The 22,109-nt window shown below is 71.6% G+C and carries 20 protein-coding genes; 12 read left to right on the forward strand and 8 right to left on the reverse strand.

All coding sequences use genetic code 11. The features are described 5' to 3' along the window. Position 1: 1 nt before the first annotated feature. The 3 genes from ACZ6R6_RS30205 (at position 2) to ACZ6R6_RS30215 (ending at position 2,998) form a co-directional block, all read left to right on the forward strand. Positions 2-1,315: a maltokinase N-terminal cap-like domain-containing protein gene (locus tag ACZ6R6_RS30205; RefSeq protein WP_470098978.1), complete on the forward strand. Its 1,314-nt coding sequence runs from the start codon at positions 2-4 to the stop codon at positions 1,313-1,315. Positions 1,316-1,527: 212 nt separating this feature from the next. Further along, positions 1,528-2,541: a zinc-binding dehydrogenase gene (locus ACZ6R6_RS30210; RefSeq protein ID WP_470098980.1), complete on the forward strand. Its 1,014-nt coding sequence runs from the start codon at positions 1,528-1,530 to the stop codon at positions 2,539-2,541. Between the two features lie 22 nt (positions 2,542-2,563). Then, positions 2,564-2,998, forward strand: a complete 435-nt coding sequence (locus ACZ6R6_RS30215) for a MerR family transcriptional regulator (protein WP_470098982.1) — start codon at positions 2,564-2,566, stop codon at positions 2,996-2,998. 158 nt (positions 2,999-3,156) lie between these two features. Here ACZ6R6_RS30215 and ACZ6R6_RS30220 read toward each other — a convergent pair whose 3' ends face one another. Together ACZ6R6_RS30220 and ACZ6R6_RS30225 are read right to left on the reverse strand one after the other, a co-directional pair. After that, positions 3,157-4,098 (reverse strand): hypothetical protein, encoded by a 942-nt coding sequence (locus tag ACZ6R6_RS30220; protein WP_470098984.1) that lies wholly within the window; start codon positions 4,096-4,098, stop codon positions 3,157-3,159. 262 nt (positions 4,099-4,360) lie between these two features. Then, positions 4,361-4,786: a hypothetical protein gene (locus tag ACZ6R6_RS30225; protein ID WP_470098986.1), complete on the reverse strand. Its 426-nt coding sequence runs from the start codon at positions 4,784-4,786 to the stop codon at positions 4,361-4,363. A gap of 415 nt (positions 4,787-5,201) precedes the next feature. Between ACZ6R6_RS30225 and ACZ6R6_RS30230 the strand changes: the two genes are divergently transcribed. Both ACZ6R6_RS30230 and ACZ6R6_RS30235 read left to right on the forward strand, forming a co-directional pair. Further along, on the forward strand, positions 5,202-5,975 hold the full coding sequence (locus ACZ6R6_RS30230; RefSeq protein ID WP_470098988.1) for an NPCBM/NEW2 domain-containing protein: 774 nt from the start codon (positions 5,202-5,204) through the stop codon (positions 5,973-5,975). Positions 5,976-6,422: 447 nt separating this feature from the next. After that, on the forward strand, positions 6,423-7,694 hold the full coding sequence (locus tag ACZ6R6_RS30235; RefSeq protein ID WP_470098990.1) for a chymotrypsin family serine protease: 1,272 nt from the start codon (positions 6,423-6,425) through the stop codon (positions 7,692-7,694). 627 nt (positions 7,695-8,321) lie between these two features. Here the strand turns inward: ACZ6R6_RS30235 and ACZ6R6_RS30240 are convergent. Then, entirely contained in the window at positions 8,322-9,230 is a 909-nt protein-coding gene (locus tag ACZ6R6_RS30240; RefSeq protein WP_470098992.1) for a helix-turn-helix domain-containing protein, read from the reverse strand. Between the two features lie 127 nt (positions 9,231-9,357). Further along, positions 9,358-10,179 (reverse strand): helix-turn-helix domain-containing protein, encoded by an 822-nt coding sequence (locus tag ACZ6R6_RS30245; protein ID WP_470098994.1) that lies wholly within the window; start codon positions 10,177-10,179, stop codon positions 9,358-9,360. Between the two features lie 130 nt (positions 10,180-10,309). Here ACZ6R6_RS30245 and ACZ6R6_RS30250 point away from each other — a divergent pair, with 130 nt between their 5' ends. From ACZ6R6_RS30250 to ACZ6R6_RS30265, 4 genes are all read left to right on the forward strand, one after another. After that, on the forward strand, positions 10,310-10,759 hold the full coding sequence (locus ACZ6R6_RS30250; RefSeq protein WP_470098996.1) for a hypothetical protein: 450 nt from the start codon (positions 10,310-10,312) through the stop codon (positions 10,757-10,759). A gap of 105 nt (positions 10,760-10,864) precedes the next feature. Next, positions 10,865-11,809 carry a D-2-hydroxyacid dehydrogenase family protein gene (locus ACZ6R6_RS30255; RefSeq protein WP_470098998.1) on the forward strand — a complete coding sequence of 315 codons (945 nt, stop codon included), beginning with the start codon at positions 10,865-10,867 and terminating at the stop codon, positions 11,807-11,809. A gap of 164 nt (positions 11,810-11,973) precedes the next feature. Next, the gene (locus tag ACZ6R6_RS30260) at positions 11,974-12,645 is read left to right on the forward strand and encodes a hypothetical protein (RefSeq protein WP_470099000.1); all 672 of its coding nucleotides are present in this window, start codon (positions 11,974-11,976) and stop codon (positions 12,643-12,645) included. Then, positions 12,642-13,889: a copper amine oxidase gene (locus ACZ6R6_RS30265; RefSeq protein WP_470099002.1), complete on the forward strand. Its 1,248-nt coding sequence runs from the start codon at positions 12,642-12,644 to the stop codon at positions 13,887-13,889. Before ACZ6R6_RS30260 ends, ACZ6R6_RS30265 begins: the two co-directional genes overlap by 4 nt. A gap of 36 nt (positions 13,890-13,925) precedes the next feature. Here ACZ6R6_RS30265 and ACZ6R6_RS30270 read toward each other — a convergent pair whose 3' ends face one another. The 3 genes from ACZ6R6_RS30270 to ACZ6R6_RS30280 form a co-directional block, all read right to left on the reverse strand. Then, the gene (locus ACZ6R6_RS30270) at positions 13,926-14,318 is read right to left on the reverse strand and encodes a GNAT family N-acetyltransferase (RefSeq protein WP_470099004.1); all 393 of its coding nucleotides are present in this window, start codon (positions 14,316-14,318) and stop codon (positions 13,926-13,928) included. Between the two features lie 29 nt (positions 14,319-14,347). Beyond that, positions 14,348-15,118 carry a pirin family protein gene (locus ACZ6R6_RS30275; protein WP_470099006.1) on the reverse strand — a complete coding sequence of 257 codons (771 nt, stop codon included), beginning with the start codon at positions 15,116-15,118 and terminating at the stop codon, positions 14,348-14,350. A gap of 70 nt (positions 15,119-15,188) precedes the next feature. Continuing rightward, the gene (locus tag ACZ6R6_RS30280) at positions 15,189-15,749 is read right to left on the reverse strand and encodes a YceI family protein (protein WP_470099008.1); all 561 of its coding nucleotides are present in this window, start codon (positions 15,747-15,749) and stop codon (positions 15,189-15,191) included. Between the two features lie 127 nt (positions 15,750-15,876). On the opposite strand from ACZ6R6_RS30280, the gene ACZ6R6_RS30285 reads away from it, so the two are divergent. Beyond that, positions 15,877-16,356, forward strand: coding sequence for a MarR family winged helix-turn-helix transcriptional regulator (locus ACZ6R6_RS30285; RefSeq protein WP_470099010.1), 480 nt, complete (start codon positions 15,877-15,879; stop codon positions 16,354-16,356). 105 nt (positions 16,357-16,461) lie between these two features. On the opposite strand, the gene ACZ6R6_RS30290 is transcribed toward ACZ6R6_RS30285, so the two are convergent. Then, entirely contained in the window at positions 16,462-17,136 is a 675-nt protein-coding gene (locus ACZ6R6_RS30290) for a DUF4328 domain-containing protein (RefSeq protein ID WP_470099012.1), read from the reverse strand. 190 nt (positions 17,137-17,326) lie between these two features. On the opposite strand from ACZ6R6_RS30290, the gene glgB reads away from it, so the two are divergent. Both glgB and ACZ6R6_RS30300 read left to right on the forward strand, forming a co-directional pair. After that, positions 17,327-19,666, forward strand: a complete 2,340-nt coding sequence (glgB, locus tag ACZ6R6_RS30295; RefSeq protein ID WP_470099014.1) for a 1,4-alpha-glucan branching protein GlgB — start codon at positions 17,327-17,329, stop codon at positions 19,664-19,666. Positions 19,667-19,939: 273 nt separating this feature from the next. Then, positions 19,940-22,039, forward strand: a complete 2,100-nt coding sequence (locus ACZ6R6_RS30300; protein ID WP_470099016.1) for a S8 family peptidase — start codon at positions 19,940-19,942, stop codon at positions 22,037-22,039. The last annotated feature ends 70 nt before the right edge of the window (positions 22,040-22,109 follow it).

Genomic DNA, 22,109 nt, shown 5'->3' on the forward strand with positions numbered 1-22,109 from the left:
CGTGTTGACGCAGCTCCTTACCGGCTGGATCACCCATCAACGATGGTTCGCCGGTAAGGGGCGGCCGATAGACGAGCTCGGCATCGATTCCGACATCGAGCTCGCCCCCGGCCTGCGCCATCTGATCATCTCGGTCCACCAGGCCGGGACGCACGACCGCTACCAGCTCCTGCTCGGTACCGACGGGCACACCTCCGGCCGCTACAGCCACGCCCGGATCGGTGAGGGCTACTACGACGCCGCCTACGACCCCGACCTCACCGGCACCCTGCTCACCGGGATGGCCGACGGCCACGACCTCGGCCCGCTCCGCTTCCGCCACCTGGAGGGGGTGGAGATCGACACCTCCCTGCGGAGCCTGGTGCTCGGCGCGGAGCAGTCCAACACCTCCCTGGTGTACGGCGAGACCTACATCTGCAAGCTGTTCCGCCGCCTGATCCCCGGCGTCAACCCCGAGCTGGAGATCGTCACCGCCCTGGCCCGGCACGGCGCCCACCACATCGCGCAGCCGTACGGCTGGATCGAGACCGACCTCGACGGCGAGCCCACCACCCTGGCCATGACCCAGGAGTTCCTCGCCACCGCCAACGACGGCTGGGCCCTGGCCCTGGCCAGCGTCCGCGACCTGTACGCCAGCTTCGACCCCTCGGCCTGCGACGCGGGCGGCGACTTCAGCTCCGAGGCCTACCGGCTCGGCGTGGCCACCGCCGAGGTCCACCGCGAGCTGGCCACCGCCTTCCCCACCGACGTGATGGAGTCGCAGGACGTCAAACAGATGGTCGAGGACCACCGCCGCCGCCTGGCCGGCGCGATCGCCGAGGTGCCCCAGCTCGCCGCGTACGCGCCGGTGGCTCAGGAGGCCTACCAGCGGGTCGCCGACGTGGTCTCCGAGATCCCCGTCCAGCGCGTCCACGGCGACTACCACCTCGGTCAGGTGATGCGCACGACCACCGACTGGGTCGTCCTCGACTTCGAGGGCGAGCCCGGCCAGCCCCTCGCCGAACGCCGCGCCCTGTCCTCCCCGCTGCGGGACGTGGCCGGCATGCTCCGCTCCTTCGACTACGCCGCCCGCCACCTGCTGGCCGACCATCCCGACGCGGGCGAGCTGCGCCCCCGCGCCATCGAATGGGCCGAGCTCAACCGCTCCTCCTTCCTGGCCGGCTACTCCGCCGGCGGCGGCCGCCTGCAGGCCGAGGACGCCGTCCTGCTGCGCGCCCTGGAGCTGGTGAAGGCCGTCTACGAGGTCACCTACGAGGCCCGCAACCGCCCGGCCTGGCTGCCCATCCCGATGGCCGCCTTCCAGGCCGAGCGGTAGAGGGCCGCCGGGCGCCCCCCATCGGCGCCGCCTGTCAGGACCTGGCTCCGCGCCCCGCTTCCGCGCCCCGGTTGCGTGAGCCGTCCGGAAGGACCGGTCCCGGGAGCGGGCTTGCACTTGACGTAAGCGTCAAGCTTTAACGTCGTCGGCGACAGCCTTCAAATCCCGTGCGGGACTGTCCTGCGCGGCGTCCGGCCTGCCGAGGAGCCACCATGACCGTCGCCGTCCCAGCCACCCATCGCGAGGTACGCCTGGCCGCTCGCCCGGAAGGGGCGCTCAGCACCGATCACTTCCACGTCGTCGAGGTTCCGGTCCCCGAGCCCGGCGCCGGCCAGGTGCTCGTGCGCAACCGGCTCATGAGCGTCGTCGCCGTGATGCGCACCCTGGTGGGGGACGGCGCCGGCCTGCCCATGCCGCCGTACGGACTGGGCGAGACCCCGTGGGCCCCGGCCCTCGGCGAAGTGGTCGCCGCGCCGGGCGCCGGCCTGAGCGTCGGCGATCTCGTCACGCACAATCAAGGCTGGCGCGAGTACGCGGCCGTCGACGCGGCCGGCGCGCAGCGCGTCGACCCCGAGGCGCTGCCCGATGTGGCCGCCCATCTCTCGCAGGGATTCACCGCCTGGCTGGGCATCGTACGGGCTGCCGAGGTGCGGCCCGGCGACACGGTGTTCGTGTCCGGTGCGGCGGGCGGCGTCGGCTCCCTCGCCGGGCAGTTCGCCCGCCTGCGTGGCGCGACGCGAGTGATCGGCAGCACCGGTTCCCGGCTCAAGGGCCGCTATCTGGTCGAGGAGCTGGGTTACGACGCCGCCGTCATCCGGGGGGCGGGTCCCATCGAGGAGCAACTGCGGGAGGCGGCCCCCGACGGCGTCGACGCGGTCTTCGACAACGTCGGCGGCGAGCAGCTGTCGGCCGCGCTGGCGGTGGCCCGCCGCGGCGCCCGCGTCGCGCTTGTCGGCGCGCTGTCCAGCCAGCTGTCCGGGGGCTTCAACGCCCCGGTCGAGATCGACAGCGGCTCTCTCATCCTGCGAGGGATCACGCTGCGCGGAATGTCAGGCAGCGATCATCTGGACGCGATCCCGCAGGCGATGCGGGACCTGGGCCGTGGGCTGCGCGAGGGCACCATCACCTTCCCGCACGCCCGCCTGTCGGGCATCGACCAAGCACCGCGGGCGTTGTGCGAGTTGCTTGAAGGACGTCACATCGGTGCGGTACTGGTGGAGCTGTGAGCCAGCCCGAAAGGACCTGAAAATGCGCATCGGCGAGGCGGCGGCGGCCGCGGGTCTCACCTCCAGGGCACTGCGCTACTACGAGCAGCGGGGCCTGATCGCGGCCCGGCGCACGCCGTCGGGCCACCGCGAATACAGCCATGATGACGTCCACCGGCTGCGGGTCGTACGCGAGCTGCTGGAGGCGGGCCTGACGATCGGCGACATACAGGACTTCGTCCACGTCCTCGACATGCGGTTCCCGTCGGACGGTGAAGTCTCCGCGACCGTCACGGACGGATCGAGCCGCTGCCCGGTCGCCGAGGTCACCGGCCGGCGGCTGGCGGATCTCGACAGGCGCATCGAGCGGCTGACCGAGCTGCGCGCCCGCCTCACCGACGCGCTCACCCACCGGTTCGGCGAGCTGTTCCTCGGCCCCGGCCAGGCGCGTGACCACAGGCCGGACCAGGCAGCCTGATGATCGGCGGGGCGGGGCCGGGCGCGGCCGGCCGAGGGCCCGCGCCGGGCGGCGGACCCGCCGGGAGCCGGCCGTGACCGCCCGCCCCCGGCGGACGGCCCCGGGCACGGCGGACGGCCCCGGGCACGGCGGGTGTCCGGGACGCCGTGACGCGGGTGTCAGCAGATGACGAGCAGACCTGTGATGGCGGAGCAGGTGGCCGAGGCCGTGTCGTTGGCCGGCCGGGTGTCGGCCGGGGCGCTGTCGAGGCGTCCGGCCGTGACGGTGAGGCGGTTGCTGATGGTCAGCAGCTGGGTGTGCAGGCCCAGGGACCTGGTCACCGAGCCGCCCGCGGGCAGGGAGCCGAGGTCACAGGTGACGGTGCGGGCCCCGGTGTCGGCGGCGCAGCCCGGGGCCGCCGGCCGGGCGAAGCCCGCCGGGTAGGTGAAACGCAGCCGCGCCGCGGTGGCGGCGGCCGGTCCCCGGTTGGTGACGGTGGCGGTGAAGGTCGCGTAGACGACGCCCAGCCCCTTGGGGGAGGCCGCCAGCGAGACGGCGAGGTCGGCGGCGGGCGGGGTCTCGTTGATCGTCAGGTCGCCGAGGTCGGTGGTGACGGGGCCGTCGCCGAAGTTCTCGGTCAGGGTGGCGTGCAGAGGGACCTGGCCCGACGCGGTGGGCTTGAAAGGGAGATAGATCAGCGTGCGGTTCGTGTCGCCCGGATCGAAGTCGCCCCAGTCGACGGTGACGGTGCGGCTCGCGGTGTCGCCGGTGACGGCCCGCGTGTGGCCCTCCACATCGGACGACCACCAGGACAGGCCGCCCGCGTCGAGACTGCCGTCGGCCTCGGGGGCGAAGGTGATGGTCAGCGGGGCCGTCTCGATCCTGCGGTCCGAGGTGTTGGTGTAGACGAGGTCCAGCAGGGCCTCGGCGCCGGGGGCGACGGTCCTGGACGCGGTGAGCGTGATGTGTCCGGGCTGCCCGATGGTGATCGTGGTGGCCTCTTCGGCTGCGGCGCGCTGCGGGCCCGCCAGTCCGGCGGCGACCAGGAGCGCCAGCAGCAGGCCCGACACCACGGATGTCCGGTGCGCACGGCCTGGCGCGATGCCTGTCGTCGGGAACATGCCTTCTCCTTCATGGCTTCATGCGGCGAAGAACAACACCTGGATGATCGCCGGGCGGGGCCCGCCGGTCTCCGGTCGGCACGGGGCCGGGACAGACTGGCAGGACCGCTCCGTACAGGGCGATATGCAGAGTGTGACGGATCTTCGTGAAACATGAGGCGGTTCCGGCATATCAGATGAGATCAGCATGAATTCCGCTTCGGCCGGAGAAGGCCGCCCGGCCCGCCGTCGAGGCTGGTGAACCACTCGGCGCGGAGCGGGGTCAGCTGTCGGTCTCCTCCGCCGCCCCGGCCGCCAACGCGATCGCGGCCCGCCGTTCGATGGCGTTCTCGGCGACGTCCGCCTGGTCGGAGATGGCACCGCCCACGTCGAATCCGAGGTCGCGCAGCCCCTGGGCCTCCCGGGGACTCAGTACGGCGTGCACCTCGAAACCGCCGTCGACGGGCTTCTTGTACTCGGCGAGGTCGACTCCCATGGAGTTGAGCCGGTCGACGCCGGCCTGGTCGGGGACGACGACGCGGAGCAGTGCCACGCCGTGCTGCCCGGCGCCGGGCAGCCGGTCGGGCGCGACCTCGCCGGGTGGCGGGGACGGGTCGGCCAGGACGGGGACCGAGCTGAGACCGAGGGCGACGGGCAGGGCGAGCAGGGCCGCGAGGCGGCCGGCTCTCCTGCCGTTGCGAGAGCCCACATAAGAGATTCCTCCAGTTGGCGTACGGCCCCGGACAGCAGGTCACCCGGTAGGAAATGCGCAATCGGCAAGAATCTTCACAAAATGGTGGATCACCGTCAAGGACCGGAGTAAACGCGTCCGATGCCGGGTGCCGCCCCGCTCCCGGCGCTCGCGCGGCCGGCGGCGGCCTTCCACCCATCACCCGGATCCGCAGTTTATCCGCCACCGTGATCAATACGGCGGACAATCGCCGATGTCGCGGCCCGGACCGGCCGGATCCGTTATCCGGCGCCGATCACCTGACTCCGGAGGATGATTTCCGATCCACCACCGGATTTCCTGGAAAACTATTCAAAGCCGGGAGAGATCGACAAAATGGATCTTCTGGCTCCCCGCACGGTCCTGTCGGCTCCGGAAGAAGGCACGGTCCCGCATGTCTCCCACCCGCAGCGAGAATCCACCGGACGGCCACCCCGAGACCTCCCCCGACGACACTCGGGCCACGGCCCCGGCGAGGCCGGACCGCGTCACCACCTGGATCACCGTCGTGGGGACGGTCGTCGGGACGCTGATCACCGCCTCGGGAGCGATCTACGTCGCCGCCGTCAACAATCCCGGCAGGGCCGCCGAGGTGGCGGCCGGCGTGATCGGCGAGAAGGCGGTCGTGACGCGGAGCGTCACCGCGACGGTGACGGCCACGGCGACGGTCACCGCCCCGGCGGACGGGAGGCCGCAGGCGCAGAGCAGCCCGGCCCCGGGAGGCACCCCACTCAAGATCGGCGACGCCGCGGCCACCAAGGAGTGCGCTCCGGAGCACTACGGCCGGGGCTACTGGGAGGACGGGTCAGCGGCCCTCGCCGGGGCCGAGGACAAGTTCCCCGCGATGATCTGCACCGTGGAGGACCCGGGAGCGATCACCGGATGGCTCGACTACCCGGTGCCGGACGGGGCGACCGGACTGACCGCCCGCGTGGGCATCGACCGCCAGTCGCCCAATCCCACGGTGCGCCTGCAGTTCAGCGTCCTCACTCTGGACGGCAAGGCCCTGGTCAGGAAGGACGTCGACTACCGGACACCGACGACGATCGAGGCCGGCGTGTCGGGACAGCCGCGCGTGCGGCTCCAGGTCTCCCTGCTGGGCGGCGATGACATCGACGAGGGCAACGGCGCGACGGCCGCCTGGATCGACACCCAGTTCGTCTCCTGACGAGTCGGACGGCGGGAGCCCGCCGGTGAGAGGCCAGAGAGCGGGAGCGCGCCGGCGAGAGGCCGGACGGCGGCAGCCCACTCCCGTCCGTCCCGCCCAGGAGGCACGGCGCCCGGCCGGTCATCTCCGGAGAGCGGCCCTCCGCGATTCACGGTCACCCTCCACGGGCCGATGTGACATGAAATTCTCCTCACAACGCGCCCGGAGCACCTGTTGGATCCGAATCATCGAATTCGATCGCAGGAGAACCGTTCCCGCAGACAGGGCGCCGGGAACGCCGTCACCCGAATTACTCCGGACCGGTAAAACACAGCTCCCAATCCCGGCATACGGCAATGTTTAATATCGCCTTACTTTCCGTTAAGCGATCTGTCAAGCCATTGATTCCCCCATAACACCATGAAATACCGGATTCCTCACCTCAAACCCCGCAAGGAGGAAATCCCGGTGGAAACTCCCCCCACCATCGAATGGGCGAGCCGGTTCACCCGCCGTCTCGCGATCGCACTGGGAGCCACCCTGGTGGCCACGGCGATCGGTGGCGCTCAGGCCGCCGTCGCGCAGGAGCCCGCCAAGGACACCCGCACGCAGGCCATCGAGCAGGCCGGTCCGGTACCGGGCGGCTTCGCCTCGTGGAAGGAGCTGCTGGCCACCCAGGAACGGCTGGTCCGCGCCGCCGACCGCATCTCCGCGGCGACCCTGGAGCCGGGCGCCGACGGCTACGCCGGCATCATCGCCGCACCGGAGAACCACGGACTACGCCTTTACTGGAAGGGCGACATTCCCGAAGCGGTCGACGCCCTCCTCGGCGAGCTCCGCGGCGACGTCGCCGTCAGCGTCCTGCCGGCGCGCTACTCCGCGCGCGAGCTGGCACGCGAGACCGCCCGGATCACCCGGAAGGCCGGCGGTGTGATCACATCGGTCGCGCCCCAGCCCGACGGCTCCGGCCTGACCGTGACCGGCCTGAGCGCCAAGTCGACCCGCTCCGCCCTCACCGACGTGACGGTACCGGTCACCGTGGAGGTCGGCGTCCGCCCGACCCTGGCGACCCGCTGGGACGACTCGCCGCCGTGGTGGGGCGGGGGCGCCTGGCGCAACACCAGCGGCGGCGGCTGCTCCACCGGCTTCGCCGTCTCGCACGGAGGCGTGACCAAGATGCTCTCCGCCGGTCACTGCGGGGCGGTGGGCAACACGGCCACCGATCCGACCGGCCAGGTCATCGGGAACATCTCCGAGGACGACAACGGCCGCGACATGCTGCTGATCAACGCGGGATCGCAGGGCCGGGTCTTCAACAACGTCGTCGGCAACACCGCCAGCGAGTTCAGCAACCCGGTGATCGGCACCTTCGGCAGCTACGTCGGCCTGTGGGTGTGCACCTCCGGGGCCTACTCGGGCACCAACTGCAGCATCCAGGTCCAGCAGACCGGCGTGAGCATCAACGTCGGATACTGGATCACCGGCACCGTCCGGGCGGAGCAGTCCGCGCACACCAACGCCGTCGGGCAGGGCGACAGCGGCGGCTCGGTCGAGGTCATCAACTCCGCCAACACCGCCCAGGTGTACGCGGCGGGCGTCAACACCGCCATCGACGGCGGCACCGCGGTGCCGTGCACCGGCTACGTCACCAGCGGCCGGACCTGCGCCTGGCGGATGTACTACACCCCGTGGAGCAACGCGGTGGCCTCCTTCCCCGGAATATCGATCGTCCTGGGATGAGCCCCCGGCACGGCTGAGAGCAGGCGGGGCCGGTGCGACTCGCACCGGCCCCGCCCCCGCCCCCGCCCCGGCAGCCCGGCACCCTCATCCTGAGCAAAAGGCCCCGCCCAAGAAAGACCTCACCACCGGGCAATATTTCTTATCCGTTTATAACTTCGACGCCTATGGGCGACGGCCGCCTTCTCCGCCTGCTCCTCTTCGATGGAGCCGACCAGGCTCGCGCTGAATTGGATGGCCTCCGCCAGGTGCTCTATGGGGATATCGGCCCTTTTCCGATCCGTGCGTGGTCCGGTGTCCAGGAGGACCAGGGGCCACAGCGGGGTCAGGTTCAGGGAACACCGAGGTTTCACCCGATAGACGGCACACCGGGCCGTGCCGTCCGTGATTCGGGGATCCGCTCCGGAAGCGAGAGCGGGGCCCACCACGGCAGGGAACGCCGGGGCGAGCCCCTTGACCGGACGCAGGAGGTCCGATCCGATGCAGACCCTAGCCGAAGACCCAGGCCGATCCGGGGCCGTTGGTCCGCTGACCAGCCGCCGGTACGGCTCGGCCGCCGCCGGCGCGGGCACCGCCGTACGCCCACGAGGCCGCGAGCCTGCCGCACCGGGCCCGTCACGACCGGTCCGGTTATCGGTGGGCGCGGAGCGCCGCGATGAACCATTCGAACGCCGCGGCGCTGGGCGGGAACGGCGACAGGCCGTTGACGGCCCCGAGCAGCTGCCAGTACCGCTCCACCCGCCGGTCGGTGAACGTCTCCAGCTCGTCGGCCTGCCGGAGGCGTTCCCCGGCGGGGGTGTCCGCGCCGATGATCCGGTGCAGGACCGCCCCGCCCTCGGCGGACTCGGGGGCGATCCCGGCGGCCAGCGCGCCGCCGGCGTGCTCCAGGATCGGCCCGTGGTCGTAGTGCTGCGGCTGCTCGCCCGGCTCCGCGCCCGCCACCGCCATCTGGCGCACGCGCTGCCGGAAGGACTCGTCGGCGACGAGCTCGGCGAGCTCCACCCAGGCGTCCACCTGCTCGGCGGTGGGGTCGTCCGGCAGCTCCGCCGGCATCTGGCGCATCATCCGCGCGATGTGGGCCCCCGGCGCGTCAGGGTCGAGGCCGGCGAAGGTGTGGTCGACGAAGTCGTCGATGACGCGCTGCCGCTCCTGGGCGGACAGTCTGGCCAGTCTGTGCATGAGTCTCATCTCCTCGGTGGTGCTTCCTCGTCGGGCGACCGACCGCAGCACCGCGCGCCGCAGTTGCAGGACGCGGATCTCCGCGTCCAGGGCATCGGCGTGCGCTCCGGCGATCTCGGCGACGGTGCCCTGCCTGCGCAGGATCCGCTGGACCGTCTCCAGGTCCAGGCCCAGCTCGCGGAGCGTCCGCACCAGGTCCAGCCGGGCCACCGCCGTCACGTCGTAGAGCCGGTAGCCACCGGCCGAACGGCACGTCGGCGGGACGATCCCCAGGTCGGACCAGAAGCGGATGGTGCGCACCGGCAGAGCGGTACGGCGGGCGAGCTGCCCGATGGTGAACAGCTCGGTGCGGTCGTCCATGGGACCAGCTTCGACCTTCCAGCCGCTGGAGACTCAAGTCCTGAGGCCGACATCACTGTCGGTCACCGCGGTCGCGACGGGCTTCATCGGCAGGGGCCGCAGGACCACGGCCCGACGGCCGGGACGCTCACGGACCGGTCGCGTGGCCGGCCAGCGCGCGCAGGGCGTCGGCGGTGAATCTGTCGAGGGGGTAGAACAGCTCGATCGCCAGCTCCGACAGCGTCACATCGGCCGGAGCGCCGAACGTGGCCATGGTGCCGAACATCGACAGCTCGCCGTACGGAGTGCGGATTCTCAACGGCACCTGCACCGGGCTCGGCCGCTGTTCCGGGCCGCCGGTCTCCCCCGCCTCCTCGTCCGCGGGGACGGGGTAGCGGCACACCTCCTCGTAGAGCGCGCGCAGTTGCGCGTCTCCGGTGGCGTTGACCTGGCGGCGCAGCCGTTCGAGGGAGAGGGATCGGACCTCGCCCAGGTTGGCCAGGTGCGCGGCCAGCCCGTCGGGGTGCAGCAGCAGCCGGAACACGTTCGGCCGCGGCTCCAGCAGATGCGGCGGTATGCCGTCCATCAGGACGGACATGGCCCGGTTGCCGGTCAGCACGTTCCAGAGCCGGTCGACCACGACGGCGGGGTACGGCTCGTGCGCCGCCAGCATGGTGTCCAGAGCCGAGCGGATCGACGCCATGTATTCGTCGTCGAGGCTGCTCTCCCGGTAGGCCGGTGCGTAGTCGGCGGCCAGCAGCAAGGTGTTGCGCTCACGCAGGGGGACGTCCAAGGCGGCGGACAGGCGCAGCACCATCGCCCGGCTCGGGCGTGCCCGGCCGGTCTCCACATATGACAGGTGCCGCGCGGAGGTGTCGGCCAGGAGGGCGAGGTCGAGCTGGCTGAGCCTGCGGCGCTGCCGCCACTCCCGTAGCAGGGCACCCACCCGGGACGGTCGCTCCACATCCATGCCCGGGAGACTAGCCACCGTGAGGTCACCGCTGCCATCACCTCGGAGGTCATTGAGCCCATGACCGGGATGGTGGCAACGTCTCCTCCGGCCAGGGCCCGACCGGGCCCGTCCACGGAAGGAGACCTGTATGAGCAGCGTGACCAGGGCCGCCCGACCCCCGGCGGCCGGCGGTGGCGGGTCGGACCTGCTGCGCACGGTCCTGCGGATCGACGGCTGGAGCACCGCCGTCTTCGGCGTCGTCCTGCTCGCCGGCAGCGGGCCGCTCAGCGGTCCGCTCGGCCTGCCGACCACCTGGTCCGTCCCGTTCGGGGTCGCCATGCTGGGCGGGGCCGCCGCTCTCGGCCTCATCGCCGGCTACCCGCGGATCCCCCCGCGCCACGCCGCCTCCGTCGTCGCGGGCAACGCGCTGTCGTGCGCGGCGCTCCTGCTGCTCACCTTCGCGGGCGTGATACCGCTCACCGGCCTGGGGGTCGCCTTCATGCTCGTCGGAGCGCTGGTGGTCGCGGTCTACGCCGGGGTCGAGTTCATCGGCCTGCGACGCTCCATGAGAGCCGGCGACCGGGAAGCCATGGTCTGAGAGCCCGCCGGGGCCCGCATGCCGGGTGCCCCCGCAGCGCCGGTCCGCCGGGTGTGCCCCGGTCCGCCGGGGGCGCGGCGGTCGAGCGCCGGTAATGTCGGGCCCATGCTGCGCTGCGCCATTCTCGACGACTACCAAGGAGCCGCTCTCGGCCTGGCCGACTGGTCACCGGTGGAGGCGACGAGCTTCCGGGAGCACTTCGCCTCCCCGGACGACCTCGTGGACGCGGTCGAGGACTACGAGATCGTGGTGATCATGCGGGAGCGGACGCCGTTCCCCGCGTCGCTGTTCGCCAGGCTGCCGAAACTCAGGCTGCTGATCACCTCCGGGATGCGCAACGCCTCCATCGACCTGGACGCCGCCAGGGCGCACGGCGTGACCGTCTGCGGTACGGGGAGCGGCTCCACCCCGCCCACCGAGCTGACCTGGGCGCTGATCCTCGGCCTGAGCAGGCACCTGGTCTCCGAGAGCACCGCGATGCGGCACGACGGCCCCTGGCAGAGCACCGTGGGCATGGACCTGCACGGCGCGACCCTCGGGCTGCTCGGCCTCGGCAAGATCGGCGCCCAGGTCGCGAAGGTCGGTCAGGCCTTCGGCATGGACGTGACCGCCTGGAGCCGGAACCTCACCGAGGAGCGGACCGGCGAGCTGGGAGTACGGCTCGCGCCTTCGAAGGAGGCGCTCCTGGCCGAGGCCGACGTCGTCTCCGTCCACCTCGTCCTCGGTGACCGCACACGTGGCCTGGTGGGCGAGAGAGAGCTGGCCCTGATGCGCCCGACCGCCTACCTGGTCAACACCTCCCGGGCGGCCATCGTCGACCAGCGCGCCCTGGTCGAGGCGCTGCGCACGGGCCGGATCGCCGGCGCGGGGCTGGACGTCTTCGAGACCGAGCCGCTCCCCCACGGCCATGACCTGCGCACGCTGCCCAACGTGCTGGCCACCCCGCACCTCGGATACGTCACCCGGGCCAACTACCGCACCTACTTCCGCGAGGCCGTACAGGACATCGAGGCGTTCCTCGCCGGGGAGCCGGTCCGCCGCCTGGCCTGACCCGGTCCCCCCACATCGGAGGGCCTCACGCGGGGACCGCCTTCCGGGCTCGACCTGACCCGGCAATGTGCATCAACAACGCAATACACCTTTTGAACTGACCAGACGCCCCGGTGCGACTACACTGCGCGACCATAGGTCAACAATCAGTAAAGAAGGTGCTCGTGGGCCAACGGCGGATCATGATGGCGCTCGCGGGAGCGGGGGCGGCGGCCGTCACGGGGACGGCGCTCCTGCTGTCCGGCGGGCAGGGGTCGCAGGCGGCGGGGGCCGTGCCGGCGGTGCCCGCCCCGGGAGATCCGCTGACCGGCGAGGAGGTCACCAGGGCGGGCGACATCGCCTCGGCCGTCTCCCGGGCGCACCTGGCCGCCGGACGGGTCAAGCTGCTCTACGTCGAGCGCGACGACGGCAAGGACGCCGAGGAGCGGCGGCGGGCCGACGCCTACCTGTACGACTACGCCACCGACAGGCTGATCGTGCGGACCGTGGACCTCGGCCAGGGCAGGGTCGTGGCGGAGAGCGTGACGCGGGGCGTGCAGCCGCCGCCGTCCGGGGCGGAGGAGCTCAGAGCCGCCGAGCTGCTGCTGGCCGACCCGGAGTACGGCAGGGGCGTGCGCGAGTCCTATGCCAGGGCGGCCGGCCGGCCGCTGCGGTCCGCCTCCGACCTGGGACTCCGAGGGCTGATCTTCACCCCCGGCCAGGAGGGCGGGGCCCGCCGGTGTGAGACCCACCGCTGCGTGCGGCTGTTCGTCCGGCTCCCCGGCAACACCTGGCTGGACACCAGCCGGATCGTCGTCGACCTGTCCGCCAAGCAGATCTACACCCTGGAGTGGTGACCGTGTCCCTGCCGCCGGCCCTGTCCCGGTCCCCGCGCCTGGCCCTCGCCTGCGCCGTGCTGCTCGCCTGCGGTCTCGGTCCGGCGCCGGCCGCGCGGGCCGCGCCGGGCCCCCACTCCGCCCCCGCCCGCTCCGGGCCCGTCGCGCGGGCCTCCACCGCGCACGCCGCGCCGGCCGCGCAGCCCCCGTGCAGCGCGCCGTACCGGATCGACAGGACCCTGCCGAACGGCGCGCGCTGGCAGCTCTGCTGGGAGATGCGCAACATCGAGGGGCTGGTCCTCACCAAGGTCGTCTACACCCCCAGGGGCAACAGCCCGGTCAGCGTGCTGCGCAGCACCGCACTGGCCCAGATCCACGTCCCCTACGACAGCGGCAGCCCCCGCTACCACGACATCGGGGCCCTCGGCGACTCCGCCATCCCGCTGCAGGCCGCCGACTGCCCGGCCGGCGAGCGCCGCCTGCAGTACGTCTGCGTGACGACGCGGGCGCGCGGCCACGCCTACCTGAAGCCCGGTTACGAGGAGCCGAACATCTCGGCCCAGGGGCAGGATCTGGTGGTGTTCGCCGCCTTCCAGGTCGGCTGGTACACCTATCTGGCCGAGTGGGCCTTCTCCGACGACGGGGCGATCACTCCCCGCGTGGGCGCGACCGGCTCGCTGGCCGGGTCCACCACCACGCCCGAGCACGGCTGGCCGATCGGCGTGGGCAGCACGGACTTCGAGGAGAGCCACAGCCACAACATCTTCTGGCGTCTCGACTTCGACATCCAGGGCGAGAGCGGCGACGTCGTCGAGCAGTACGACTTCTCGGGGTCCGGCACGGCCAAGCGGAGTCTCACGCGCACGGCCTTCGCCCGGGAGGGCAAGGCCGTCAACGGCCGGATGCGCTGGTGGCGCGTGGTCGACCGCGGGGTCCGCAACGCCGACGGGCACCCCGTCTCCTGGGAGCTCAACAACTCCGACAGCGCCGAATACCGCGGCCCGGCCGGCGAGGCGTTCACCCGCGCCGACCTCTACGTCACCGACTACCGCTCCTGCGAGCGCCTGGCGACCACCAACCCCGCGCCCGGGTGCGCGGAGTCCGTCGACCGTTACGTCAACGGCGAGACGGTCACCGACCCCGTGCTCTGGGTCAACGTCGGCTTCCACCACGTCGCCCGCGACGAGGACGCCGACCCCATGCCGACCCACTGGCAGGGCTTCCGCATCACCCCCCGCGACGTCACGGCCAAGAACCCCCGTTGAGCCGCGCGCCCCATGGCGCTCCCGTGAAAGCCGGTCCTACGGCGCAGGCGGCCGGTCGGGCTCCCCGGAGCTCCGGCCCGGCTCGTCGGCGAGGAGGCCGAAGCGGGCCCGCCGGTCCGGGGGCACCAGATCGAGGTAGCCGGGGTGTCGCTGGATGTAGCCACGGATGAACGGGCAGAACGGCAGGACCGACATCCCGGCGGCGCGGGCGGCGTCGAGCGCGCCGCGCGCGAGGATCGAGCCGAGCCCGCGGCCTTCGAAACGAGGGTCTATCTCCGTGTGGGTGAACGACAGCTTCTTACCGGCCCGCCTGTACATGGCGGACCCGGCGGTCTCCCCGTCGACGACGATCTCGAACCGGTCGGCCCGAGGGTTGTCGACGACCTGCGGTTCCGTCTGGCCCATGCTCGCCGCTCCCAAGGTCGACATGTGTCCGTGCTCCTCTTCTCGCGGCGGGGTCAGGCGGCGATGGCCGCGTGCATCTCCCACACCAGGATCTCGGCGGGCTCGGTGGCGGTGACCCGCTGGCCGCCGGTGGCGGTGAAGCGGACGGCGTCACCGGTGCCCAGCGCCCCGGCGCCTTCGAGGGTGACCGTGCCTCGGGGCACGAACAGGTGCAGGAACGGCGCCTCGGGAAGCTCGACGCTCTGGCCGGGCCGCAGGCGGGCGGCGTGCAGGGCGGCGTAGCGGTTCTTGATGCGGATGGCGGAGGCTCCGTCGTGCTCGGCCATCCCGGACGCGACCGGCACCAGGCCGCCGGCCAGCAGTTCGTCCTCGATCTCCAGCTGCTCGTAGCCGGGGGCGATCCCGGGCTCGTCCGGCACCACCCACATCTGCACGAAGTGCACCGGCTCGTCGTGGGGGGCGTCGCCTCGCAGCCGCCAGGAGTCGTTCTTCTCCGAGTGCAGGATGCCGGTGCCGGCGCTCATGCGCTGGGCCAGTCCCGGATAGATGACGCCGTTGTGGCCCTCGGAGTCCTGGTGCACGAGGGAGCCCTGGAGCACCCAGGTCACGATCTCCATGTCGCGGTGCGGGTGGGTGTCGAACCCGGTGCCGGGGCGCACGATGTCGTCGTTGTTGACCAGCAGCACCCCGTGATGGGTGTTGCCCGCGTCGTAGTGGCCTCCGAACGAGAAGGAGTGCTTGGAATCCAGCCAGGCGATGTCGGTGACGGACCGCTCGTCGGCGCGGCGGACGTCCACGGTCGGGGTCGGCGGGAACACGGTCATGAGATGAATCCCCTTTCGGGTCCGGAAAGGCGCACGGGCGTGGAAGACGCGGGTGCCGGTGACGGCCGCGTCAGGCGTTCTTGACGGCGGAGACCTCGAACTCCAGCACGATCTTCTCGCTGACCAGGACGCCGCCGGTCTCGAGCGCGGCGTTCCAGGTGACGCCGTAGTCCTTACGGTTGATCGTCACAGCGCCCTCGAAGCCGACGCGCACGTTGCCGAACGGGTCGGTCGCCGCGCCCTCGTAGGTGAAGGGGATCGTCACCGTGTTGGTGACGCCCTTGATGGTCAGATCACCGGTCAGCTCGAAGTCGGCGTCGCCGGTCTGGCGGACGGCGGTGGAGACGAAGGTGATCTCCGGGTAGGACTCCATCGCCAGGAAGTCGTTGCTGCGCAGGTGCTCGTCGCGCTGGGCGTTGCGGGTGTCGATGCTCGCGGCGCTGATGGTCACCGTGGCGGTCGAGTTGGCCGGGTTGTCGCCGTCGAGCACGGCGGTGCCCTCGAACTCGTTGAACGCGCCGCGGACCTTCGTCACCATCGCGTGCCGGGCGACGAACCCGATGCGGGTGTGAGCCGGATCGATGGTGTAGGTGCCGGTGAGCTTGGCGAAGTCAGTGGCGGTGGTCGTCATGGCGGTCTCCTCCTGCGGTTCGGCCATCCAGTGGATGACGTGTCATCTATGCGCCTCAACTTACATGACGCATCATCTATTCCGCAATTTCCATGACACGTCATCCAGACTGGGTAGGGTGGAGGACATGAACAGCCCTCGATGGCTCGACGACGACGAGCAGCGCGCCTGGCGGGCCTACATACGGCTCCAGGGGCGGCTGACCGCCCGGCTCAACCGGCAGCTCCAGGCCGATTCCGGCCTGTCCCTGGCCGACTACGAGGTGTTGGTGCAGCTCACCGACATCCCGGACGGACGCCTACGCCCCTATGAGCTCCAGCGGGAAATACAGTGGGAACAGAGCCGCCTGTCACACCACCTGAGCCGGATGCAACGTCGCGGCCTGATCGACCGCGAAGAGTGCCCCGACGACGGCCGGGGAGCGTTCATCGTGATCACCGACGCCGGCCGCCACGCCATCACCGCCGCCGCGCCCGGACATGTGGAGACCGTCCGGCGACTGTTCTTCGAGGGGCTCACCCGCGACCAGATCGCCGCGCTGGAGCGGCTGTCGACTCAGGTGCTCGCCCGGCTCGACGCCGTCTCCGAGGACGCCCCCCAAGGGTGATCCGTCCCACCCCCGGCGTCGTGGAGATCGGTTCCCGGGAACCGGCCGAGGGCCGCTCTCGGTGCCATGGCACCGGCGGAGCCTCGCGCCGACCTTCCCGCTACGTCACGGCGGAGAACCCGCGCCGGCCCAGGCCCGGCGGCCCTCCTGACACCTGGTGATCCGCAGCACCACCGCGACCGCCAGGGCCGCCGCGACCAGCGTGAGAGCGAGGTCGTAGGCGTCGAACCCGGACCCGGGCCCGGAGGCGGGAGAGTCCGGGCCCCCCATCACGAGGAGCAGCCCGGCGGCCAGCGGCAGCACCCAGAACCCGAGCAGCCACGACACCCACCAGGCCCAGATCAGCCACGAGTGCACCTCCTTGCCGATGTGCTCGCCGCGCACGCCACCGGGCCGGGAGACCGCCCAGACGTCGTCCACGATCTGCTTGGGGATCCACCAGTTGAGGACCGGCAGGAACCAGCCCAGCACGGCGAGGATCCGGGGCCATCGGTGCGGGACCCGGCTCAGGGAATCGGCGTTCGCGCGGGCCCGCAGGAGCCAGACCACGAAGGCGGCCGCCGCGACGGCATGGGCCAGATACCGCAGCAGGAGGAACGTCGCGGCCACGGCCAGGCCGTCCGGCCCCTGCGGGTCCGCCTCCTCCACCAGCCTGCTCACTGTCGGGGCGAGGTCGGGCCCGCCGAGCACCCAGAAGATCTCGGCCGCGGCGGCGACCGCCAGCGTCACCACCGCCGCCGTGGCCGGTCCCCGTAGGGGGCGCAGGGAGTGGGGGTGCATCGCCGTCCTCTGTGTGATCAACCGGATCGGCGGACAGTATTTCCATAAGCGACATGCGATGACAATCAGGGTTTTCCTTACGGGCGGCTTCGCACGTTTTCCCAACACGCATGGTGATAGCGGACAGGGGCATGGGTTGGAGCGCCCCGATAGGGCAGGGTTAGGGGATACCGATCTACGGGAGTGAGCCATGAACGCGCACTTGGACCTGGAGCGCCTGGCAGGTGGGGCGCACCACGATCCGCACTCGATCCTCGGGGCGCACCCGGGGCCGGGGGGCGTGACCGTCAGGGCGCTGCGGCCACTCGCCGAGAAGGTCCAGGTCGTCACCGACGGCCAGGTCCACGACATGGAGCACCTCGCCCACGGGGTGTTCGCGGTGACGATCCCCGGGCTGGACAAGGTCCCCGACTACCGCCTCCGGGTCACCTACACCGGGGCCGAGCCGTACGAGACGGGTGACCCCTACCGGCACTGGCCCACGCTGGGCGAGATGGACCTGCACCTGATCGGCGAGGGGCGCCACGAGCGGCTGTGGGAGGTGCTCGGCGCGCGGGTCATGCGGCACGAGGACATGGACGGCACCGCCTTCGCCGTGTGGGCGCCGAACGCGCGCGGGGTCCGGGTGATGGGCGACTTCAACCACTGGGACGGCACCGCCTATCCCATGCGCTCGCTGGGCAGGTCCGGGGTCTGGGAGCTGTTCGTCCCCGGGCTGGGCGAGGGCGACCGCTACAAGTTCGGTGTCCTCGGCGCCGACGGGGTCTGGCGGGCCAAGGCCGACCCGATGGCCCGGCGCACCGAGACCCCGCCCGCCACCGCGTCGGTGATCGACAGGTCGGAGTACGGCTGGCAGGACGGCGAGTGGATGCGGCGGCGCGCGGAGCACAGCGCGGCGGCGGAGCCGATGAGCACCTACGAGGTGCACCTGGGCTCATGGCGGCCGGGGCTGTCCTATCGGGAGCTGGCCACCGAACTGGTCGACTACGTGGTGGACATGGGGTTCACGCACGTCGAGTTCATGCCGGTGGCCGAGCATCCGTTCGGCGGCTCCTGGGGTTACCAGGTGACGTCCTACTACGCGCCGACGGCCCGGTTCGGCACCCCGGACGAGTTCCGCCACCTGGTGGACCGCCTGCACGGGGCGGGCATCGGGGTGGTGGTCGACTGGGTGCCCGCGCACTTCCCGATGGACGACTGGGCACTGGCCCGCTTCGACGGGACGCCACTGTACGAGCACGCCGACCCGGCGCGGGGCGAGCACCCCGAATGGGGCACCTACATCTTCGACTTCGGCCGCAGGGAGGTGCGCAACTTCCTGGTCGCCAACGCGCTCTACTGGCTGCGCGAGTTCCACATCGACGGGCTGCGGGTGGACGCGGTCGCCTCGATGCTCTACCTCGACTACTCGCGGCGCGAGGGTGAGTGGACGCCCAACGAGTACGGCGGGCGGGAGAACCTCGACGCGGTGGAGTTCCTCAAGGAGATGAACGCGGTCGCCTACCGGGAGCAGCCGGGGATCGTCACCATCGCCGAGGAGTCGACCGCCTGGCCCGGGGTCTCCCGGCCGGTGCACCTGGGCGGGCTCGGCTTCGGGTTCAAGTGGAACATGGGCTGGATGCACGACACCCTCGCCTACCTCAGACACGAGCCGATCTTCCGCCAGTATCACCACCACCAGATGACCTTCTCCCTGATGTACGCCTACTCGGAGAACTTCGTGCTGCCGCTGTCGCACGACGAGGTGGTGCACGGCAAGGGGTCGCTGCTCGGCAAGATGCCCGGGGACGAGTGGCAGCGCTTCGCGAACCTGCGCGCGCTGTACGCCTTCATGTGGGCCCACCCGGGCAAGCAACTGCTGTTCATGGGCGGGGAGTTCGGTCAGGGCTCGGAGTGGTCGGAGTCGCGCGGGCTCGACTGGTGGGTGCTCGACTTCGACGGGCACAAGGGGGTCCAGCGGCTGGTCCGCGACCTCAACCGGATCTACCGGGAGACCCCCGCCCTCTGGAGCCTCGACACCTCCCCCGACGGCTTCCGGTGGATCGACGCCGACGACGCGCAGGGCAACGTCTTCTCCTTCCTGCGGCTGGCCCCGGACGGCTCGGCCGTCGCCTGCGTGGCCAACTTCTCCGGCTCGCCGCATGAGGACTACCGCCTCGGCCTGCCCGCCGCGGGCCCGTGGGAGGAGGCGCTCAACACCGACGCCTACGACTACGCGGGCAGCGGGGTGGGCAACCTCGGCGCCGTGGAGGCGGCGGAGGAGCCGTGGCACGGCCTGCCGTACTCGGCCCGCCTGCGCGTCCCGCCCCTGGGGGCGGTCTGGCTGCGCCACTCCGGCGAGCGCGTCAAGGAGGAGCCCGTCGCGGAAGCCGCGGCCGTGACGGCGGTGACCGTGGAGACCCCGGACGAGACCGCGGCCGGGGGCGCCCCGGACGGGGCCGCGACCGCGGACGCCCCGGACGAGACCGCGGCCGGGGGCGTCCTGGACGGGGCCGCGGCCAGGAGCGTCGCCACGGGAGACCTCAGCTAGATCACAAATCAACTCAAACCTCAATAATTTCCTTAAGCTCCCCTTAAGCTGGCGCCTCACAGTGCGCGCGAGCCTCGGCTCGCGCGCGCCTGTCGGCTGGTCAGCGGGTGGGGGGCGAGCGGGCCGTGACGAGCTCCGGGTGAGCTCGGGGCCGCTGTCCGTCGTGCCCGGCGACCACGACGACTCGGTCCCGTCCGGCTGAGGCCGGCCGGGGTCGCCTAGCTCGCCCCTGGCCGCGCCGTCGTCGGCGCGGTCTCTTCCCCCGGAGGACCAGTGAGACTTCGACGTCTCATGGCGGGAGCGGCCGTCCTGGCCGTGACCGCCACCACATTCGCCATCACGCCGGGGACCGCCTCGGCCGTCTCCGTGACGTCCCCGCAGGCGCTCCCTGGAACGTTCCCGCAGGCGTTCTCCGGAACGTTGCAGACAGCGCCGGAGGTCGACGAGCCCACCCAGGCCGAGACCAGGAAAGCCCTTGAGGCCTTCGAGAACAAGGTCCGCGTCATCATCGACACCAAGACCTCCTCCCAGGTCGGCGGCGTCGCCAAGGACCTGAAAGCCGAGGGCGACAAGGTCCTCCTGCAGGAGGCGGCGGAGTCCTTCCTGGTGGCGGTCGTCGACAAGACGGACGTCGCCCAGCTCAAGAAGGAGCCGGAGGTCGAGTCGGTCAAGGTCGACACCCTCACCTTCCCCTCACTGCTGACGAGCACCAAGGTGATCGGCGCGGACAAGGTCCACGCCACCGGCGTCACCGGCGGCGGCCAGGCGGTCGCGGTCATCGACACCGGCGTCGACCGCGACCACCCCTTCCTCGCGGGCCGGATCGCCGCCGAGGCGTGCTTCTCCACCTCCAGCATCAAGGACATCGCGATCTCGCTCTGTCCCAACTTCGGCTCCAAGCAGATCGGACCGGGCGCGGCCGACGCCGAGACGCCCAACTGCTACAGCCTGATCCCGCGCGGCAACCTCTGCTCCCACGGCACCCACGTGGCCGGCATCGCGGCGGGCAAGCTCACCCCGGGCGCCCCGGCCGACGGCGTCGCGCCGGGCGCGGGCGTCATCGCGATCCAGGTGTTCAGCAAGATTTACGACGGAGGACCCAACGGCTGCGGCAGCTGGGCCGAGGTCCCCTGCATCGGGGCCTACCAGTCCAACATCCGCCAGGCGCTCGCGCACGTCGAGACGCTGGCCGCGACGCACAAGATCGCCGCGGCCAACATGAGCCTGGGCGGCGGCAGCTCCGCCACGGACTGCGACCGCCTGCCGAACGGCCAGGAGACCCTCCCGGAGGCGGCCTCGCTCCGCGCCAGGGGTGTGGCGACCGTCGTCGCCGCGGGCAACGAGCACACCGTGGGCGCCGTCTCCTGGCCCGCCTGCGTCTCCAGCGTGGTCACCGTCGGCGCCACCGACGACAACGACGCGGTCGCGCCGTTCTCCAACCAGGGCAAGCAGCTTGAGCTGTTCGCGCCGGGCGTGGGGATCGAATCCTCGGTCCCCAGCGACAAGTGGTCGAGCCGGGGCCGCAACAACACCTACGACGTCTACAGCGGCACCTCGATGGCCGCCCCCCACGTCGCCGGCGCCTTCGCCCTGCTCCGCCAGAAGCGGCCGGACGCCTCGGTGGAGGAGCTGCTCACGCTGCTGCGGCGGACCGGTAAGCCGATCACCTATGACAGCGTCGAGACCGTCGACCGTGAGCCGGTCGCGGTCAAGGTCGTCACGCCGCGGATCGACCTCTGGGCCGCGCTGAACCCGGCCACCCCGACCCCGACCCCGACCCCGACCCCGACCCCGACCCCGACGCCGACCCCGACCGCCACGCCCACGGTGACGCCCACCGCGACGCCCACCGCGACGCCGACGGTCACGCCGACGAGGGAGCCGTCCGCCACGCCCAAGCCGACCCCGACTCCGACCGCCACCGGCAGGGGCCTGGGCGACGTGAGCCCGATCCCGGTGCCGGACCTGTGCGGGCGCGGCCGGGGCACCACCGCGCTGACCGCCGCCCAGTGGGCCGCGGAGTTCCGCAAGGGCGCCGGCAAGCTCTCCGACAAGACCCTGCTGTGCTACCTGAGCCTCGCCCAGAACGGCAGCAAGGTCTTCCCCGAGGCCACCGACTCCAACTCGCTGGGCAAGGCCTACAAGGTGCTCCGGGGCAAGGGCGCCCGGGCCACGCTGGACCGTGAGCTGCTGGCCGCCTGGCTGAACTGGGCCCACGGCGTCTACGACGGCTCCACCAAGGTCCACCGCACCACCACGCTCAAGAGCGCCGTCGCCGTCGCCGAGAGGCACCGCCTCAACGGCAAGGCGACCGCAACGCAGCTCTCCGGCGCCGCCAAGTATCTGAGCGCGTACGTCAACAAGGCGAAGTAAGTTTTCCCAACTGTAATCCCAACCGATCGGGCCGGTCACGTGGGACGTGACCGGCCCTTTCGCGTCCGGG

Source organism: Streptosporangium sp. NPDC048886, assembly GCF_055586905.1.

What these genes read in the sequence shown, in the direction of transcription:
- ACZ6R6_RS30210 (WP_470098980.1), top strand. Translation starts at nt 1,528, where the DNA reads ATGACCGTCGCCGTCCCAGCCACCCATCGCGAGGTACGCCTGGCCGCT.
- ACZ6R6_RS30215 (WP_470098982.1), top strand. Translation starts at nt 2,564, where the DNA reads ATGCGCATCGGCGAGGCGGCGGCGGCCGCGGGTCTCACCTCCAGGGCA.
- ACZ6R6_RS30220 (WP_470098984.1), bottom strand. Translation starts at nt 4,098, where the DNA reads ATGTTCCCGACGACAGGCATCGCGCCAGGCCGTGCGCACCGGACATCC.
- ACZ6R6_RS30230 (WP_470098988.1), top strand. Translation starts at nt 5,202, where the DNA reads ATGTCTCCCACCCGCAGCGAGAATCCACCGGACGGCCACCCCGAGACC.
- ACZ6R6_RS30240 (WP_470098992.1), bottom strand. Translation starts at nt 9,230, where the DNA reads ATGGACGACCGCACCGAGCTGTTCACCATCGGGCAGCTCGCCCGCCGT.
- ACZ6R6_RS30245 (WP_470098994.1), bottom strand. Translation starts at nt 10,179, where the DNA reads ATGGATGTGGAGCGACCGTCCCGGGTGGGTGCCCTGCTACGGGAGTGG.
- ACZ6R6_RS30250 (WP_470098996.1), top strand. Translation starts at nt 10,310, where the DNA reads ATGAGCAGCGTGACCAGGGCCGCCCGACCCCCGGCGGCCGGCGGTGGC.
- ACZ6R6_RS30255 (WP_470098998.1), top strand. Translation starts at nt 10,865, where the DNA reads ATGCTGCGCTGCGCCATTCTCGACGACTACCAAGGAGCCGCTCTCGGC.
- ACZ6R6_RS30270 (WP_470099004.1), bottom strand. Translation starts at nt 14,318, where the DNA reads ATGTCGACCTTGGGAGCGGCGAGCATGGGCCAGACGGAACCGCAGGTC.
- ACZ6R6_RS30275 (WP_470099006.1), bottom strand. Translation starts at nt 15,118, where the DNA reads ATGACCGTGTTCCCGCCGACCCCGACCGTGGACGTCCGCCGCGCCGAC.
- ACZ6R6_RS30280 (WP_470099008.1), bottom strand. Translation starts at nt 15,749, where the DNA reads ATGACGACCACCGCCACTGACTTCGCCAAGCTCACCGGCACCTACACC.
- ACZ6R6_RS30285 (WP_470099010.1), top strand. Translation starts at nt 15,877, where the DNA reads ATGAACAGCCCTCGATGGCTCGACGACGACGAGCAGCGCGCCTGGCGG.
- ACZ6R6_RS30290 (WP_470099012.1), bottom strand. Translation starts at nt 17,136, where the DNA reads ATGCACCCCCACTCCCTGCGCCCCCTACGGGGACCGGCCACGGCGGCG.
- glgB (WP_470099014.1), top strand. Translation starts at nt 17,327, where the DNA reads ATGAACGCGCACTTGGACCTGGAGCGCCTGGCAGGTGGGGCGCACCAC.